We start from the raw sequence: 15,995 nt of genomic DNA on the forward strand, positions 1-15,995 counted from the left end.
TTATGTTCCCTTTTATTGGTCGTACCGACCTTGCCTATTTTGCTGGCTTATAGATCTGATCGAATGTTCCGCCGTCGCCAAAATGATAAGGCTGCGCCTTGGCCCATCCGCCAAAGATTGGATCATCAATTGTCACAAGCTGCAACTGCGGGAATTCACGCTTCTGGTCAGCAGGAACGACCTCCGGCTTGGACGGGCGGTAAAAATGCTTGGACGCCAGCGCCTGACCTTCCGGCGAATAGAGATATTCGAGGTAGGCCTCTGCAACCTTTCGCGTTCCATTATCGTCAGCATTCTTGTCAACAAGCGCCACTGGTGGCTCGGCCAGGATGGATTGCGGAGGCACGACAATGTCAAATGCGTCATCACCAAATTCAGCGATGGAAAGATAGGCCTCGTTTTCCCAAGCCAGAAGCACATCACCAAGCTGACGCTGTACAAAGGTTGTGGTCGATCCACGTGCACCCGTATCCAGAACCGGCACATGGCGGAACAGTTCGCCGATATATTCCTTTATCTTGGCTTCATCGCCGCCATATTCTTTGTGCGCCCATGCCCATGCAGCCAGATAATTCCAGCGTGCACCGCCCGAGGTTTTCGGATTTGGTGTGATAACCTCGACGCCATCCTTTACCAGATCGCCCCAATCTTTAAGGCCTTTTGGATTGCCCTTGCGAACAAGAAAAACAATCGTGGAAGTGTAAGGTGATGAATTATCAGGAAGGCGCTTGCGCCAGTCCTTATCAATCTTGCCGGAATGTTCAACGATAGCATCAATATCGCTTTCGAGCGCGAGCGTGACAACGTCCGCCTTTACACCGTCAATCACTGAACGGGCCTGCTTGCCCGATCCGCCATGTGAGGCCCTGATGGTAACCGTCTCGCCGGTTTCATCTTTCCAATGCTTGGCAAAGGCCGCGTTATAATCCTTATAAAGCTCCCGAGTCGGATCATAAGATACGTTGAGCAATGTCTGATCGGCATGGCTAGTCTGAATGGTACCGGCAAGCGCTGCAGTCGCAACAAAAGCTGCAAGCGCGAATGAAAATTTCGATCTTTTCTTCGACATGTTCAGGTCCACCTCTCCGCGTTAATTCCTCAAAGAATATCAGAGGTCATGGTTCACAGGATGCCACAAGCTGGTCGTTATTTAAAATGTCTTCGAAAATTTTACCTTCTAAAGGCATATTTTGGAGAATATTTTCTGCAAACGGCACGTTAGGCATCCTCAAAAGGAAAGCATTACGCAACTCAATGATAATCCTATGCAACAGAGGGGCCGAATGAAAACGAGCGGAATCTTCTGCTAATTTGCTATCTGCTTAGGCTCATTCCATCCCATAAAATTGTAAAAAGCATAACGCCATATGCCAATTTCTTCGTGCAATACGATATCAACTGCAAGGAATGATAACGCTGAAGAAATCATGTTCGTATGCGTGGTTGTCAGATACGCAGCGGCCACGGGCTCGGGATAGACGCCGAAATGAGCAAGATAGAGCAAGTCGCGTTTTATAATTGGCGCACCTTGAAGCAAGACAGTTTGAGACGGTTTGATATCTTTCAGTATAGCAGCTGTATTTTTTGCATTCTGCCAAGTATTGCGGCTTTTCTCATCTATAACGATATCGCTTGGGTTAACACCGGCCTTCTCGAGTTCTCTCGCTATAATAGCAGCTTCCGATGCGCCCGTTCCCGCAACATCAGCCCCGCTCGCTATGAACGTACACTTCAAAGCAGCTTGAACACACTGATGGTTTGCGCGGACTGCTGCCAGAATCGGCCCATATGAAAACAAAAGCGGCTCAACAGTCTTTTGATCAATCTGGTCAACTGTTTGCGTTCCCATACCAAAAATCAAAAATGCGGTATTGTCTTTGATCGGAGATTGCATTGTTGAAGAGTATGGCGCCTGGAAACGATACAGCAGATAACCCGGCAAAAAATTTGAAGCAATTGAAACATACAGAATTGTCCCAAATACAATAAATACAAAACCCGATTTTCGAAATCTAAAATTCCACAACAGGAATCCGAAAATAACAAATAATATAACTAGATTTAACGCCATAATGCACTCATTAGTAAATAAAATTTATATATTTATATCCTAGTGATCAACACAATTAAAAACCCAATAAATTATCAAAAAGGTGGGATCCGGACTGGATTGCGGGGGCAAATTTTCTCCGGATCCCGGCCGATCTAACGACCAGCAGGTTGAAAACGGGCGGCGTTGATTTTGGTTCCATCAGAATGGAGGAAAATTCTAATTTATTTAGTTCCGTCCACTTGCACACTTACTCATTAAAAGAGTTTGCTCGCCGAAAAGACATAATCGCGACATTGAGGGTGTTTAACACTTTTCGGGATGCGCTCTAAAGTGCTATTTGATCGCGACTGAAATGATTGGAGAGATCATCATGCTTCGCAAAAGTCAGAATATGGTCATTGCACTTTCTGTGGCTCTGATGATGAGCAGTCCCGTTCTAGCGCAAGCCATCAGCAGAGATTCCGTGTTTAGACAGGACTATATCTGCGAACGCGGCGTGGTTGTTCCTGTGACTTATATTCATGCCGGAGAAGAGCCAGCCTTCGCAGTGCTTGATGCTGAAGGCAAAATGGTTGTGCTACAATGGCATGATGCATTGAAAAAATACGTCGCTATGGACGAGCAGGACAGCTATCGCTGGGCGGAAAAAGACGGCAAGGCTGTTCTGACACACTTGGAGGCTGATGATTCGGCAAAGGAAGTCACCCTGCTCGCAGCCTGCCGTTCGGATGAAAGTGAGCAGTAAATACTGATCAGGGAACGAGGTAGTGCCTGTCCCACTGATCCTGTGGCACTTCCTCCCCTATTTCATAATCAAATGAAGTGACGCTCATGTGGTCATCATCGGTCTTGCAGTCAAACGCAAGCTTGTACCAATGCTCACCGCTGCGGAATGCTGCACCGTCAGCCTTGATACTGTTTTTGCCTGTCAGAGGATCCGAAAAGGCATAAGCCAGCACCTTATCGACCGATAACTTCCGCACATCACGGCTGATCTGCTCCATCGCCTCGACATCACAGCGCTGCTCCAGCCGCGTTGCAGGGTCCAGCTTTTCCAGCTGTGCCTTTTCAAGCGGTGTCATTGCCATAGCTGGCGCATTGAGAGCTATCAGCACCGAAACAATCGCAAACGGCAAAAAGCGTACAAGGTGAGATACGGACATCAGGCGACATAAAAACTGCATTGGATTTTAAGAAACTCACTGGGAAAGATTTTAATTCAGAGCTTTAGTAACACATCTTTTGTGGCAGCTCGTCGCCCTTCAGAGCAATGTTATTGATCGTGTTTCCCACAAGAATGAGTTCCCTCGTCACGCGTCTTCTCGCCCCCCAAAGCATCAGATTCCAAAGAATGTCCTGTTACGCCCCGCTTCTTTCGCAGCGTATAAAATCTTGTCGGCCCGCTCAACTACTTGCCAGAAATTGCCGTGGCTTTCGAGCTTGGCCGCACCAAAGCTGCAAGTAACCTGCTCATCTGCGGACAAGCGGGAGAATTTATGATCTTTCACCCTTTCCCGAATTGTCTCGATCAGAGCGTAAGCTTCATCTGAAGGCATATCATCAAGATAGAGGATAAACTCCTCTCCCCCAATGCGTGCCGTCAAATTACGATCACCGGAATAGGACTGAAGAATCTCAGCAAACTCTTTTAGGACAGCATCCCCCGCGGCATGGCCATAGAGGTCATTGATATTTTTGAAGTGATCAATATCGCAGGCAACGATCCACCCGGATAGATTGCTGCGATCTGCCACCTGCATACGCTCTTCAAGTCCCCGTCGATTAAGGAGGCCGGTCAACGGATCACTGTCACGTTCATGCGCAAGTTCCATCACCCGGTCTGCGCCAACGGCAGCAAACAGCACTAGCCCTGCGATTACCGATGCAACAGCCGTTGAAAAAACAGTCCACTGCCAAAATGGGGTGAAAGCAAAATCAATCGCTGTTTCTCCCGATACGGAATGTGCCGTCAGCACTGTTCGAGGGAAAAACTGTAAAGATACAAGAAGAAGCATGCCGAGCATGATTTTATCGGCAATCGTACCCTGCACCAATTGCCGAAGAAACCACACGATCGCCAGAATCATAAGAGCGAGACCGAAATTCACGACATAAACGCGACCAATCAAGCTTGGTGAAACATATAGAAAATAGACAATACCGCCCAGAATGGAAACAAGACTGACGATACAAAACCATGATGGAATACGAAGGCCAGACCTTTGAAGAATACCGTGACCGCCTGCCAAGGTTCCCAAAACATAGATCGTCACTGTAAACATGGTGTTGGAGGCGTCATCAGTCGGAATATCGACCAACTGTGAGAGCATGGCTAGGCCGATAAAGAAAAAGCAGACAGCGCACCACAAAAGATAAGAACGTCTTCTATCAATGGCCCAGACAATGACAAAGGCCAATGAAAAAACGATAAGAATGGCTGGCAGTACATAGAGCATAAAATATTTTCTTATTTAGACATCCATAAAAGCTTATCCCTCTCATCGACTAAAAACACAATTCGGTAAATCAGTGCGCAACCTGAAAACTGTCAAACACACTTGATTTAAGCTATATGGCCATGCTTGAAACCAGTGAGATAACGAGCCGACAGTGCTGGTCGATAGTCGCAGGCCGTTGGCGAAAGGAAGAAATATGAAACCCGTTTTCCTGCAACTGCAATGCGCGCCTGGAAAAACCTATGACGTTGCGGATACACTGTATCAGCGCGAAATCGTATCAGAACTCTATTCTACCAGCGGTGAATACGATCTTCTTGCCAAGATTTACGTCAAGGAAGGCGATGATATCGGCAAATTCATCAATGAAAATGTATTGGACATACCCAACATTGTTCGTTCGTTGACCACGCTGACCTTCACAGCGTTTTAATCACAAGCCGTTCAACACGGCGATTTGTAAAAGCAGCAGATCGCCGAATTGAATACAGTAAAGATTTGATTCACCATTCAACGATTATACTCAATTTGCAGGGAACCTCCCTGTGTCCTTGCGCATTGTTTCTGCGATAACCCAAGCAAACAGGTTTGCGGAAAACGAAACAGATAGCGACATTGGAAAGACGATGGATAATCTTGAACAAAGGCGGGTACTGGTCGTGGAGGACGAAATTTTCGTCGCTCTCGATGTTGCCGCCACTGTGGAAGATGCCAACGGAACTGTTGTCGGGCCTGTAGGCACAGTAAAACAAGCCATTGATCTCATCAACAAACAAGATGTAGACGCTGCGATCCTGGATGTAAATCTGGCAGATGGTGATCTTGAGCCTATTCTTGACAGGCTTAAAAAGCGAAATGTCTTTGTGGTGATCCACACTGGCGGCGGCTTACCTGCACATCTCTCCGAGCGTTACCCTGAAGTTCCGGTTTTTCATAAACCCGTGCCGCCTTATGTGCTGACACGAGCACTGGCCACGGCCCTAGGGCCGGAAATCGTTCAGCGTTTTTGATGCATAGTCGCGTCCCGGATTTTGCTGAACTGTTAGGACAAACAGAGCCTGAAACCTTCAGTGCGCAACATCATCACAATGTTCGGTTTAAATTTGCCTCAACTGTTTTCGAAGCGAATCTGAATACGGATAATTCAGATAGTCGTGTCCATCCTTCACACTTGTTCGAACTGGAATTTGAACGGCAAGACGAAACGAACAAAGATAGCGAAACGAGCGCAATCTCCGAGCGCATGGTCAGGCAGACTCCCGCGCAAATTCGAATGGAACTTGGCTTACACTCCAAAATGAATCGCGCAGAGCTGCAACGTATGCGCCGCAGTTTTGCTGCCAGCAATCACCCGGACCGTTTACCGGAAGAATTTCGTCTGGCAGCCGAACAACGCATGAAGACAGCCAACGCTCTGCTCGATGAGGCCTTGGCTGCGACGATAAATGCGCTTTAAGAAATTTCCTTACGTTTAAAGCTTTAAATCTTTTGCATTATAACAATAATATGCTAGATTAGCCGCGTCGGTGCCTGCAATACCTATTGCACGCCTGGACTTTTCCGCTGAACGCAACATCCTTTAAGGATGCGCAACCGGTGCTGGCGCTGGGGCAATTTGCGCTTTGCTCTCCGAGAACGGTTCTGTCATACCGACATCGTAAATTAGAATAGTCCTAAAAGGTTTGAAAATGCCTCCTTATCGTTCGCGTACTACCACCCACGGCCGCAATATGGCTGGCGCGCGCGGCCTATGGCGCGCCACCGGCATGAAGGATGAGGATTTTGGCAAGCCGATTATTGCTGTGGTGAACTCATTCACCCAGTTTGTGCCGGGCCATGTGCATCTCAAGGATCTTGGACAGCTGGTAGCACGCGAAATTGAAAGCGCTGGCGGTGTTGCAAAAGAATTCAACACAATCGCTGTCGATGATGGCATCGCCATGGGTCATGACGGCATGCTTTATTCATTGCCATCGCGTGAATTGATTGCCGACTCGGTCGAATACATGGTCAATGCGCATTGTGCCGATGCGATGGTCTGCATCTCCAACTGCGACAAGATCACTCCTGGCATGTTGATGGCATCACTGCGCCTCAATATTCCAGTCGTTTTCGTTTCCGGTGGCCCGATGGAAGCCGGCAAGGTGGTCTGGGACGATCAAGTCAAGAAGCTCGACCTTGTGGATGCAATGGTTGCAGCTGCTGACGATCATTATACAGACGAACAGGTCAAGGCGATTGAACGCTCGGCCTGTCCGACCTGCGGCTCATGCTCGGGCATGTTTACCGCAAACTCGATGAACTGCCTCACCGAAGCACTTGGCCTGTCGCTGCCGGGCAACGGTTCGACGCTTGCAACCCATGCTGACCGCAAGCGCCTGTTTGTCGAAGCCGGTCATCTGGTTGTCGATCTTGCGCGCCGTTATTATGAGCAGAACGATGAAAGTGTATTGCCGCGCTCGATTGCAAGCTTCCCGGCATTTGAAAACGCCATGACACTCGACATTGCCATGGGCGGCTCAACCAATACGGTTCTGCATCTGCTTGCAGCCGCACAGGAAGCCGAAATAGACTTCACCATGGCTGATATTGACCGTCTGTCGCGTCGTGTTCCGGTTCTCTGCAAGGTCGCGCCTGCCAACAACACGGTTCACATGGAAGATGTGCATCGCGCAGGCGGCATCATGGGTATTCTGGGTCAGCTCGACAAGGCAGGCCTGATCAATACTGACCTGCCAACAGTTCACAGCGAAAGCATGGGCAAGGCGCTCGATCATTGGGACGTTACCCGTACCAATAGCGAAATGGTGCACAAGTTCTATTCGGCTGCCCCCGGTGGTATACCGACACAGGTTGCATTCTCTCAAGAGCGCCGCTTTGACAGCGTTGATACGAACCGTGAAACGGGGGTTATCCGCTCGAAAGAACATGCGTTTAGTCAGGATGGTGGTCTGGCAGTTCTTTACGGCAATCTCGCTGAAGACGGCTGCATCGTGAAGACGGCAGGCGTGGACGATTCCATCCTGAAATTCTCCGGCCCTGCCCGCATCTTCGAAAGCCAGGATACGGCCGTGCTCGGCATTCTGAATGGCAAGATCAAGGCTGGCGACATTGTGCTGATCCGCTATGAAGGTCCGCGTGGCGGTCCGGGTATGCAGGAAATGCTCTATCCAACCAGCTACCTCAAGTCGAAGGGTCTGGGTAAGGCTTGCGCGCTGATCACCGACGGTCGTTTCTCGGGCGGCTCATCGGGTCTTTCGATTGGTCACGTTTCCCCGGAAGCAGCCGAAGGTGGCACAATCGGGCTGGTGCGTGAAGGCGATATCATAGACATCGACATTCCAAACCGTACGATCCATCTCGCTGTTGACGATGCAACGCTGGCAGAACGCCGCGCCGAGCAGAATGCAACAGGCTGGAAGCCACTGGAACAGCGCAAGCGCAAGGTTTCAACCGCGCTGAAAGCCTATGCCTCTATGGCAACGAGTGCTGCCAAGGGTGCGGTACGAAAACTGCCGGATTGATTGAATTTAATATTTAAGGCGGTGCAAGCCGCCTTTTTTCTTGCAATTGCAAGTAACTCCCACTCTAAACCCTCAATTGAAGAATCACTGGGTCGTACGGGGGTATATTTGGTGGTGCGAGAAAATTTTAAAGCCAACAAAGCGCTTTTGTGCGCAGTATTTCTTATACCTTTTATAGTGGGCGCTGTGTCGTTTTATCTCGACGGCATACTTGATTTGCGCGGAACGTTTCGGGATTTGACCGTCATCGCCTCCGCAATCCTACTTCTCATAGCATCGCTTCAAGCACTTAATTCAGATGCATTGCTCAACGGCCACAAACTTCCTTCTCGCGGGCTACTGTTCGTCGGCGTTTTGTTGCTTCCTTTTGCACAGTTGCTTTATCTCCTACGCACACGAAAGCCATTGCGCGCGATCTGGCTACTCATCCTGTTCTGGATAACAATGTTTCTGTCGCTCTTTGCGGGCGCACTCACCTGTTTGATCATCGTCCTGATTGTGAATCAATTCTGATGTATCAAAAACCAAACTGCGCCTGATCCCCGCTTATCAACGACTGCCAAACATGCGTGACACCGCAGGCATCAGATCATTCTTCACCGAATCCGGCGTGAACGGTCCGACATGCTTGTAGACGATCTTGCCTGTTTCATCGACGAGGAACGTTTCCGGCACGCCGTAGACGCCCCATTCAATGGCTGAGCGTCCGGCGCGGTCGGCACCGACGGCGGCAAAAGGATTGCCGAGATCGCCAAGGAAACGGCGGGCGTTTTCGGGTTGGTCCTTGTAATTGAGGCCAACCACGCGAATGCGCTCGTCCTTGGCGATTTCCATCAAAAGCGGATGCTCCTGACGACACGGAACACACCATGATCCCCACACATTGACCAGTGTGAGCTTGCCCCCAGGACCCGTTTTGAAATCTTCGCTGTTGAGGCCCGGAACCGGTGCGCCATCACGCATCAAACCTTCAACGGATGGGAGACTGGTTTGCGGCGCGTCCTTGCCGATGAGTGCTGACGGGATAGTCGTGTTGTCTTTTCCGGATAACAGTTGCACCGCAAAAACCGCCGCCAGCGCGACGAAAATCATCAGCGGTAGCAACGCCACCCATGTCGAACGCTTTTTGGTCGTTTCACTCATTGTGCGGAACCGGATGCCTTGTCTGAACGACGGCGCACACCCTGCGCCTCAAGCCGCTTTAACGCATTTTTCTGGATGCGCTGATCAATGAGAATCCAGCTGATGGTTATGGCAAGTGCTGCTGCAGCAATCCCATAAGACGTCATCACATAAGCGAAATGGCTCATTGTGCGGCCTCCCCTTGGGTTGCGATGCGCTCTCTTTTCATGCGGCTGCGATCTGCATTGCGTGCTGCGAGCTTTTTCATCGAAGCCACGCGGCGGCGCCAGATTTCATTGCGCATTGCCATCATATGTAATGTGAGAAACAGCAGCGTGAAACCAATCGCCATCACAAAAAGCGGGCGCAGCATGGAGCCGTCAATCGTCGGGCCATCCATGCGGAAGACCGATGCGGGCTGGTGCAACGTGTTCCACCAGTCGACCGAGAATTTAATGATCGGAATATTGATGAAGCCGACCAGGGTGAGCACGGCCACAGGCTTCGCGCTTTTCGCCGGATCATCCATCGCACGCGACAACGCGATAATGCCAAGATACATCAGAAAAAGCACAAAAACGGACGTCAATCGTGCGTCCCACACCCACCACGTGCCCCACATCGGTTTGCCCCAGAGTGAGCCTGTTGCAAGTGCAAGCGCGGTGAAAACTGCTCCCAAGGGAGCCGCTGCCCGGATTGAGACGTCAGCCAGCGGATGACGCCAGACCAGCGTACCCAGCGCCGAAATTGCCATGATTGAATAGCACATCATCGAAAGCCATGCGAAAGGCACATGGATATACATGATGCGAACCGTCAGCCCTTGCTGATAATCGTCCGGCGACAGGAAAACCATATAGAGCCCCGTAGCCAGAAACAGCGCAGACAGGCCGCCAAGCCACGGCAAAACCTTGCCCGTGAAAGCAATGAACCGCGTGGGGTTAGCCAGATCAAGCCAGCTTGTGGTTTTCGCAATGTCATTCGTCATGACTTATACTTATACCTGACGCGTTATGGCGTTCAATTGACCGTAATCAACTGCGTCAATCCGCCGAGCACAATTTCATCTTATCAGAGCGGATTCCTATTTAATCCGCCGAATTTTTCAATGAAGCTGCCGCTGCCAGCGGTCCCAAAACTGCAAAAAACAAAGTCAGTGCGCACAGGATAAGAAACGGAGCAAAGAACGGAGCCACCAAATCAGTCGCGCCATAAGAAGCAGAAACACCGAAAATCAGGACCGGAATGGTCAATGGCAGTACGATTACCGAAACCAGCAAGCCGCCGCGTGGAAGCGCAACAGCAAGTGCCGCCCCCACTGCGCCGATAAAAGCAATCGCAGGAGTTCCGACCAGAAGTGTGAGCGCAGTTGCAGCGGTTGCCGTCGTATCCATATTCATAAAAAGCCCGAGCATCGGCGAGGCAATGACCAGCGGCAGGACACTTGCAACCCAATGCGCAACGCATTTCACAAAAACGGTGAAAGCCAGCATATGACGGTCTGAACCGATGAGCAGAAGATCAAGCGAGCCGTCTTCGCGATCTGCCTGAAACAGCCGGTCGAGGCCGAGAAGCGTTGCCAGCAAAGCACCGATCCACAGCATGGCAGGACCAATGCGGGCCAGCAGATTGAGATCGGGACCGACGCCGAACGGCATCACCGAAATGACAGCCAGAAAGAACAGTATACCGATCAATGCGCCGCCACCGGCACGGAAACTCAGCCGCAAATCTCTAAAGAAAAGAGCCAGCATCACGCGACCTCGTGCGAGAAGGCGGCCATATCGAGCGCCTTGATACCCGTCAAACCAAGTGGAATATGCGTTGCGGCAATGACCATACCGCCCTCAAGCATATGGTCATGCATCAGTTCTGCAAAGCGCGCTTCGGATGCCTTGTCGAGACCGGCGGTTGGCTCATCGACAATCCACAATGGGCGATAGCTTATCAGCAGCTTGGCGATGGAAACGCGACGCTTTTGCCCCGTCGAAAGATAGCCGAAAGGCAGATGTTCAACGCCCGGCAGATCGACGGCTTCCAGAGCTTCATCGATGTCAAATCGCTCAGTTCCGTGGAATTTCTGCCAGAACAGGAGATTTTCGCGCACGCTTAAAGCGGGCTTCATTGCATTCTGGTGACCAAGATAATGGCAGGCAGCACGAACAGGAAGGACTGAACCGTCTTCCAACAACTCGATCTTTCCCGCTTCAGGTGTGAGAAGACCGCAAATAATGCGCAGCAAAGTGGATTTTCCGGAGCCATTCGGGCCAGTTATAATCAGCGCTTCGCCGGACGACAGTTCAAATGAAAGGCCTGCAAAGATCGTTTCACCACCGCGCTCGCCCGCCAGATTTTCGGCCCCAAGCCGCATATTCTCTCCTTACCACATTTGGCTATGCCAAACGGGATATCGCAACATTTTGCCGCAAGGGTTCCGGTTCACGATAATCTGTCTGGAATCGTTTTAAGAAACTCCCTATATCAGAGCTACCATGCCAGCGGTCGGTGTGGAAACAAATTTTGGCCGATCTGAATTGCCTGTTGCTCGTGAGAGTGCAGGTGTCGGGGCGGACAGCGGAAATGACTGCACCCGCACCTTGGCGCGTCCTTGAAACGCAAGCTTAGGCGTTCGTCCTGGTTTTCCGGCCAGCAGCATGAGGACGAACTAAAGTGTCTAACATTGATAGTTTCAAAAGCCGCAAAACGCTTACCGTCAACGGTAAAGAATATGTCTATTACAGCTTGACCGAAGCCGAAAAGAACGGTCTCAAGGGCATTTCCAAACTTCCATTTTCCATGAAGGTTCTGCTTGAGAACCTGTTGCGCTTTGAAGATGACCGCTCCGTCAAGAAGTCGGATATCGAAGCCGTTGCGGCATGGCTCACAGATCGCGGTTCAGCGGGTGCCGAAATTGCCTATCGACCAGCCCGCGTGCTTATGCAGGACTTCACCGGCGTTCCGGCTGTTGTGGATCTTGCCGCAATGCGCGACGGCCTCAAGGCGCTTGGCGGCGACCCTGAAAAGATTAATCCGCTCGTTCCTGTCGACCTCGTCATCGACCACTCAGTCATCGTCGATGAATTCGGCAATCCGAGTGCATTCAAAGCCAACGTGGATCTCGAATATCAGCGCAATGGCGAACGCTATCGCTTTCTTAAGTGGGGCCAGCAGGCATTCAAGAACTTCCGCGTTGTTCCTCCGGGCACAGGCATCTGCCATCAGGTGAACCTCGAATATCTGGCACAGGCCGTCTGGACGAAAGAAGAAGACGGCGTGACCTTTGCCTATCCTGACACCTGCGTCGGCACAGATTCCCACACCACCATGGTCAATGGCCTTGGCGTACTTGGCTGGGGTGTCGGCGGCATTGAAGCGGAAGCCGCAATGCTCGGCCAGCCGGTTTCCATGCTCCTGCCGGAAGTTATCGGGTTCCGCCTGACCGGCAAGGTCAAAGAAGGCGTGACCGCGACCGATCTCGTACTCACCGTCACGCAAATGCTGCGCAAGAAGGGTGTTGTCGGCAAGTTCGTCGAGTTCTTCGGCGAAGGCCTCGAAAACATGACGCTCGCTGATCGCGCAACCATTGCAAACATGGGCCCGGAATATGGTGCGACTTGCGGCTTCTTCCCGATCGACAAGGAAACCCTCAACTACATGAACACGACAGGTCGCGAAGAAGACCGTATCGCGCTTGTTGAGGCCTATTCGCGTGCACAGGGCATGTGGCGCGAAGCCGGATCAGAAGATCCAGTGTTCACCGATATTCTTGAACTCGACATGGGTGACGTGGTTCCATCCATGGCAGGTCCAAAGCGTCCTGAAGGCCGCATTGCACTTGAAAATATCGGATCAGGTTTCGCAACATCGCTTGAAACCGAATACAAGAAGACCACCGGCCAGACCACGCGTTATGCCGTTGAAGGTGAGGATTATGATCTCGGTCATGGCGATGTGGTGATTGCCGCCATCACCTCCTGCACCAACACCTCCAACCCAAGTGTGCTGATTGCTGCAGGTCTTCTGGCTCGCAATGCTGTTGCGAAGGGTCTCAAGACCAAGCCTTGGGTCAAAACCTCGCTTGCGCCTGGTTCTCAGGTGGTTGCCGCTTATCTTGAATCTGCTGGCCTGCAAAAAGACCTCGATGCACTTGGTTTCAACCTTGTCGGTTTCGGCTGCACGACCTGTATCGGTAACTCCGGTCCTTTGCCTGCTCCTATTTCCAAGACGATCAACGAAAAGGGTCTGATTGCGGCTGCCGTTCTTTCCGGCAACCGTAACTTTGAAGGCCGCGTTTCGCCGGACGTTCAGGCAAACTATCTTGCTTCGCCGCCGCTCGTCGTTGCTCACGCTCTTGCTGGTACGGTCACCAAGGATCTGACCAAGGAACCTCTTGGCGAAGATCAGGACGGAAATCCAGTGTTCCTGCGCGATATCTGGCCTTCATCTGCTGAAATCCAGGATTTCATTGCCAAGAACGTGACCCGCAAAGTGTTCTCTGAAAAATATGCGGATGTGTTCAAGGGCGACGAAAACTGGCAGGCCGTTCAGGTTCCTGCAGGCCAGACCTATGCATGGGACGACAATTCGACCTATGTACAGAACCCGCCTTATTTCGTCGGCATGGGCAAGTCGGCTGGTACGATTGCAGACGTCAAGGGGGCGCGCGTTCTCGGTCTCTTCGGCGACAAGATCACGACCGACCACATCTCGCCTGCCGGTTCCATCAAGGCGCAATCGCCTGCTGGCAAGTATCTGCTTGACCACGGCGTCGGCATTGCCGACTTCAACCAGTACGGCACCCGTCGCGGCAACCATGAAGTGATGATGCGCGGTACGTTTGCCAACATCCGTATTCGCAATCACATGCTGGGCGAAAACGGTCGCGAAGGCGGCTACACCATCCATTATCCATCGAAGGAAGAAACCTCGATCTATGATGCTGCCATGCAGTACAAGGCCGAAGGTGTTCCGCTTGTGATCTTTGCCGGTGTCGAATATGGCAATGGTTCATCGCGAGACTGGGCTGCCAAGGGCACCAACCTGCTCGGTGTGAAGGCCGTGATTGCGCAGTCGTTTGAGCGTATTCACCGGTCCAACCTCGTCGGCATGGGCATTGTGCCTTTCGTCTTCGAGGAAGGAACGAGCTGGCAGACGCTGGGTCTTAAGGGTGACGAAATCGTCTCCATCGAAGGACTGGCTGATGTGCGTCCACGTCAGAAGGTTGAAGCTTCTATCACTTATGCCGATGGTAGCGTGAAGAAGGTTCCACTCATCTGCCGTATCGATACGCTGGACGAGCTAGATTACATGAAGAATGGCGGCATTCTGCAGACCGTTCTGCGCGATCTCGCTGCCTAGAGCGCATTTCGATCTGATGGAATCAGATCAGCGCCCTAATCAGCAGGATTGTCAAAATAAAAAGCCGCTGGAGCGATCCGGCGGCTTTTCCTTAGAAAGATTGTGACCGTGCGATAAAAGAAACACTTTGCCTGCAAATCTCACTGCAACGTGAATTCCTATTGATCGTCGCAATTCCTACATAATAGATGTCAGCGTCAATTATATACGCATTACCCTATGTGAAACCGCTTCGCAGTTTTTCTGGAAATGCTTCTATTACAGGATGAACCAAAAGTGACCTTCCACTCCCCTTTCAACGGGACATATTCATGGCTTTCCGGCGAATGCGCCCCCGGTTTGCGCTGTGTTTGTGCTGCTTTGGGAATGGCGTTCACAGGATGCCTGTCCATTCAGGGCGTCGCGAAAGCGCAGGACAACAGCACGCGCACATCCGTGCTTGAGCTTTACACCAGCCAGGGCTGCAAATCCTGTCCGCAGGCCGACAAGAATCTGGCATCTTACGCGGATGATCCGCAGGTGTTGGCGCTGTCGTTTCACGTCAATTACTGGGATTATATGGGATGGCGCGATACGCTTGCCTCTCAGGATAATACCGACCGTCAGAATGCATATCGCAATTCGTTCAACGCAAAAATGGTTTACACGCCACAGGCGATTGTTAATGGCGCGGCGGAAATGAACGGCAATGATGCTGAAGTCGTGAAAAAGCATCTCAATGAAAACAAGCTCAAAGTGCCAGTTTCTATCACGAAGCTGGACGACGGACGCCTGTCCATCGAGGTCGGTGCCGGTGAAAAGCCGGACAAGCCTGTACATGTTGTGATGTTTTATCTGCGTGATTCCGTGACGATTCCAATCGACAAAGGCGAAAATGCCGGGCAGTCAGTCACCTATCGCAATACGGTAACGGACACGAACACAATTGGCATGTGGGACGGTAAGGCACTCAAAATCGAACTACCGGCATCAGAACTCGCTCGCAAAGATGTGAGTGGTTGCGCAATCGTTTTGCAAGAAAGCAATAACGAGAAAGCTCTTGGCCAGATTCATGGTGCCGCCATATTCAAGCAGAAAGATCAGCTGGGGCTCTGAACCCGTTGCATGACATTTTAAGTGCTTAAAGCTATTTTATAATTCTGGATTTTTATTCGGCTGAGAGATTGAACCATCAGAGGTTGGTTCGGTTCGGGTAGTCCTTTGGGCGGGGGGCTTGGGGTCGGACAAACCCGAACCGAACCGTCTCAGGCAACGACTCGATCTTTGCTTCACAATCGGGCCGGAATGCGAATTTGACAAGGCTAAAATGTGGCCAACAATCACCATTGAGAACATGCATTCTCTTTTCGTGATCAGCTAATATACAACTAATTGGGAGGCGAAACTTGTATAGATCAATCAGAACAAGACCGCCAGTACGCAAATACAACCTTGCAAAGATTTAATAAAAGCATCACCGTACTGCGATGAGGCATGATGATA

17 protein-coding genes are annotated in these 15,995 nt (G+C 51.0%); 8 read left to right on the top strand and 9 right to left on the bottom strand.

What is annotated here, in order from left to right; all coding sequences use genetic code 11:
• Positions 1-34: 34 nt before the first annotated feature.
• Entirely contained in the window at positions 35-1,069 is a 1,035-nt protein-coding gene (locus tag H5024_RS00625) for a sulfate ABC transporter substrate-binding protein (RefSeq protein WP_187543513.1), read from the bottom strand.
• Between the two features lie 237 nt (positions 1,070-1,306).
• On the bottom strand, positions 1,307-2,071 hold the full coding sequence (locus H5024_RS00630; protein WP_187543514.1) for a YdcF family protein: 765 nt from the start codon (positions 2,069-2,071) through the stop codon (positions 1,307-1,309).
• Positions 2,072-2,423: 352 nt separating this feature from the next.
• Here H5024_RS00630 and H5024_RS00635 point away from each other — a divergent pair, with 352 nt between their 5' ends.
• On the top strand, positions 2,424-2,798 hold the full coding sequence (locus H5024_RS00635) for a lysozyme inhibitor (protein WP_187543515.1): 375 nt from the start codon (positions 2,424-2,426) through the stop codon (positions 2,796-2,798).
• Between the two features lie 7 nt (positions 2,799-2,805).
• On the opposite strand, the gene H5024_RS00640 is transcribed toward H5024_RS00635, so the two are convergent.
• Together H5024_RS00640 and H5024_RS00645 are read right to left on the bottom strand one after the other, a co-directional pair.
• A complete protein-coding gene (locus H5024_RS00640; RefSeq protein WP_247875194.1) occupies positions 2,806-3,216 on the bottom strand; it encodes a DUF930 domain-containing protein in 411 nt (136 codons plus the stop codon).
• Between the two features lie 174 nt (positions 3,217-3,390).
• Entirely contained in the window at positions 3,391-4,509 is a 1,119-nt protein-coding gene (locus tag H5024_RS00645; protein ID WP_187543517.1) for a GGDEF domain-containing protein, read from the bottom strand.
• A 196-nt stretch (positions 4,510-4,705) separates the two neighbouring features.
• Here H5024_RS00645 and H5024_RS00650 point away from each other — a divergent pair, with 196 nt between their 5' ends.
• The 5 genes from H5024_RS00650 (at position 4,706) to H5024_RS00670 (ending at position 8,546) form a co-directional block, all read left to right on the top strand.
• Complete coding sequence (locus H5024_RS00650) at positions 4,706-4,942, top strand: Lrp/AsnC ligand binding domain-containing protein (protein WP_187543518.1); 237 nt, start codon at positions 4,706-4,708, stop codon at positions 4,940-4,942.
• A gap of 193 nt (positions 4,943-5,135) precedes the next feature.
• Positions 5,136-5,519 (top strand): response regulator, encoded by a 384-nt coding sequence (locus H5024_RS00655; protein ID WP_187543519.1) that lies wholly within the window; start codon positions 5,136-5,138, stop codon positions 5,517-5,519.
• Positions 5,519-5,965 (top strand): hypothetical protein, encoded by a 447-nt coding sequence (locus H5024_RS00660; protein WP_187546471.1) that lies wholly within the window; start codon positions 5,519-5,521, stop codon positions 5,963-5,965. The genes H5024_RS00655 and H5024_RS00660 overlap by 1 nt, the downstream gene beginning before the upstream one ends.
• A 232-nt stretch (positions 5,966-6,197) precedes the next feature.
• On the top strand, positions 6,198-8,033 hold the full coding sequence (gene ilvD / locus H5024_RS00665) for a dihydroxy-acid dehydratase (RefSeq protein WP_187543520.1): 1,836 nt from the start codon (positions 6,198-6,200) through the stop codon (positions 8,031-8,033).
• A complete protein-coding gene (locus H5024_RS00670; RefSeq protein WP_187543521.1) occupies positions 8,034-8,546 on the top strand; it encodes a hypothetical protein in 513 nt (170 codons plus the stop codon). It abuts the gene before it with no gap.
• A gap of 36 nt (positions 8,547-8,582) precedes the next feature.
• Here the strand turns inward: H5024_RS00670 and H5024_RS00675 are convergent, their stop codons facing one another.
• The 5 genes from H5024_RS00675 to ccmA all read right to left on the bottom strand — a co-directional run bounded on the left by H5024_RS00675 (position 8,583) and on the right by ccmA (position 11,526).
• The gene (locus H5024_RS00675) at positions 8,583-9,176 is read right to left on the bottom strand and encodes a DsbE family thiol:disulfide interchange protein (RefSeq protein WP_187543522.1); all 594 of its coding nucleotides are present in this window, start codon (positions 9,174-9,176) and stop codon (positions 8,583-8,585) included.
• A complete protein-coding gene (gene ccmD / locus H5024_RS00680) occupies positions 9,173-9,343 on the bottom strand; it encodes a heme exporter protein CcmD (protein ID WP_187543524.1) in 171 nt (56 codons plus the stop codon). The genes H5024_RS00675 and ccmD overlap by 4 nt, the downstream gene beginning before the upstream one ends.
• On the bottom strand, positions 9,340-10,143 hold the full coding sequence (locus H5024_RS00685; RefSeq protein ID WP_187543526.1) for a heme ABC transporter permease: 804 nt from the start codon (positions 10,141-10,143) through the stop codon (positions 9,340-9,342). The genes ccmD and H5024_RS00685 overlap by 4 nt, the downstream gene beginning before the upstream one ends.
• Before the next feature lie 100 nt (positions 10,144-10,243).
• On the bottom strand, positions 10,244-10,909 hold the full coding sequence (gene ccmB, locus H5024_RS00690) for a heme exporter protein CcmB (RefSeq protein WP_187543527.1): 666 nt from the start codon (positions 10,907-10,909) through the stop codon (positions 10,244-10,246).
• Positions 10,909-11,526 carry a heme ABC exporter ATP-binding protein CcmA gene (ccmA, locus tag H5024_RS00695; RefSeq protein ID WP_187543528.1) on the bottom strand — a complete coding sequence of 206 codons (618 nt, stop codon included), beginning with the start codon at positions 11,524-11,526 and terminating at the stop codon, positions 10,909-10,911. The genes ccmB and ccmA overlap by 1 nt, the downstream gene beginning before the upstream one ends.
• A 299-nt stretch (positions 11,527-11,825) precedes the next feature.
• On the opposite strand from ccmA, the gene acnA reads away from it, so the two are divergent.
• Positions 11,826-14,513 carry an aconitate hydratase AcnA gene (gene acnA / locus H5024_RS00700; protein WP_187543529.1) on the top strand — a complete coding sequence of 896 codons (2,688 nt, stop codon included), beginning with the start codon at positions 11,826-11,828 and terminating at the stop codon, positions 14,511-14,513.
• Positions 14,514-14,873: 360 nt separating this feature from the next.
• Complete coding sequence (locus H5024_RS00705; protein WP_187546473.1) at positions 14,874-15,608, top strand: thioredoxin family protein; 735 nt, start codon at positions 14,874-14,876, stop codon at positions 15,606-15,608.
• The last annotated feature ends 387 nt before the right edge of the window (positions 15,609-15,995 follow it).

Origin of the sequence: Ochrobactrum sp. Marseille-Q0166, assembly GCF_014397025.1 — a bacterium.
Lineage (GTDB): Bacteria > Pseudomonadota > Alphaproteobacteria > Rhizobiales > Rhizobiaceae > Brucella.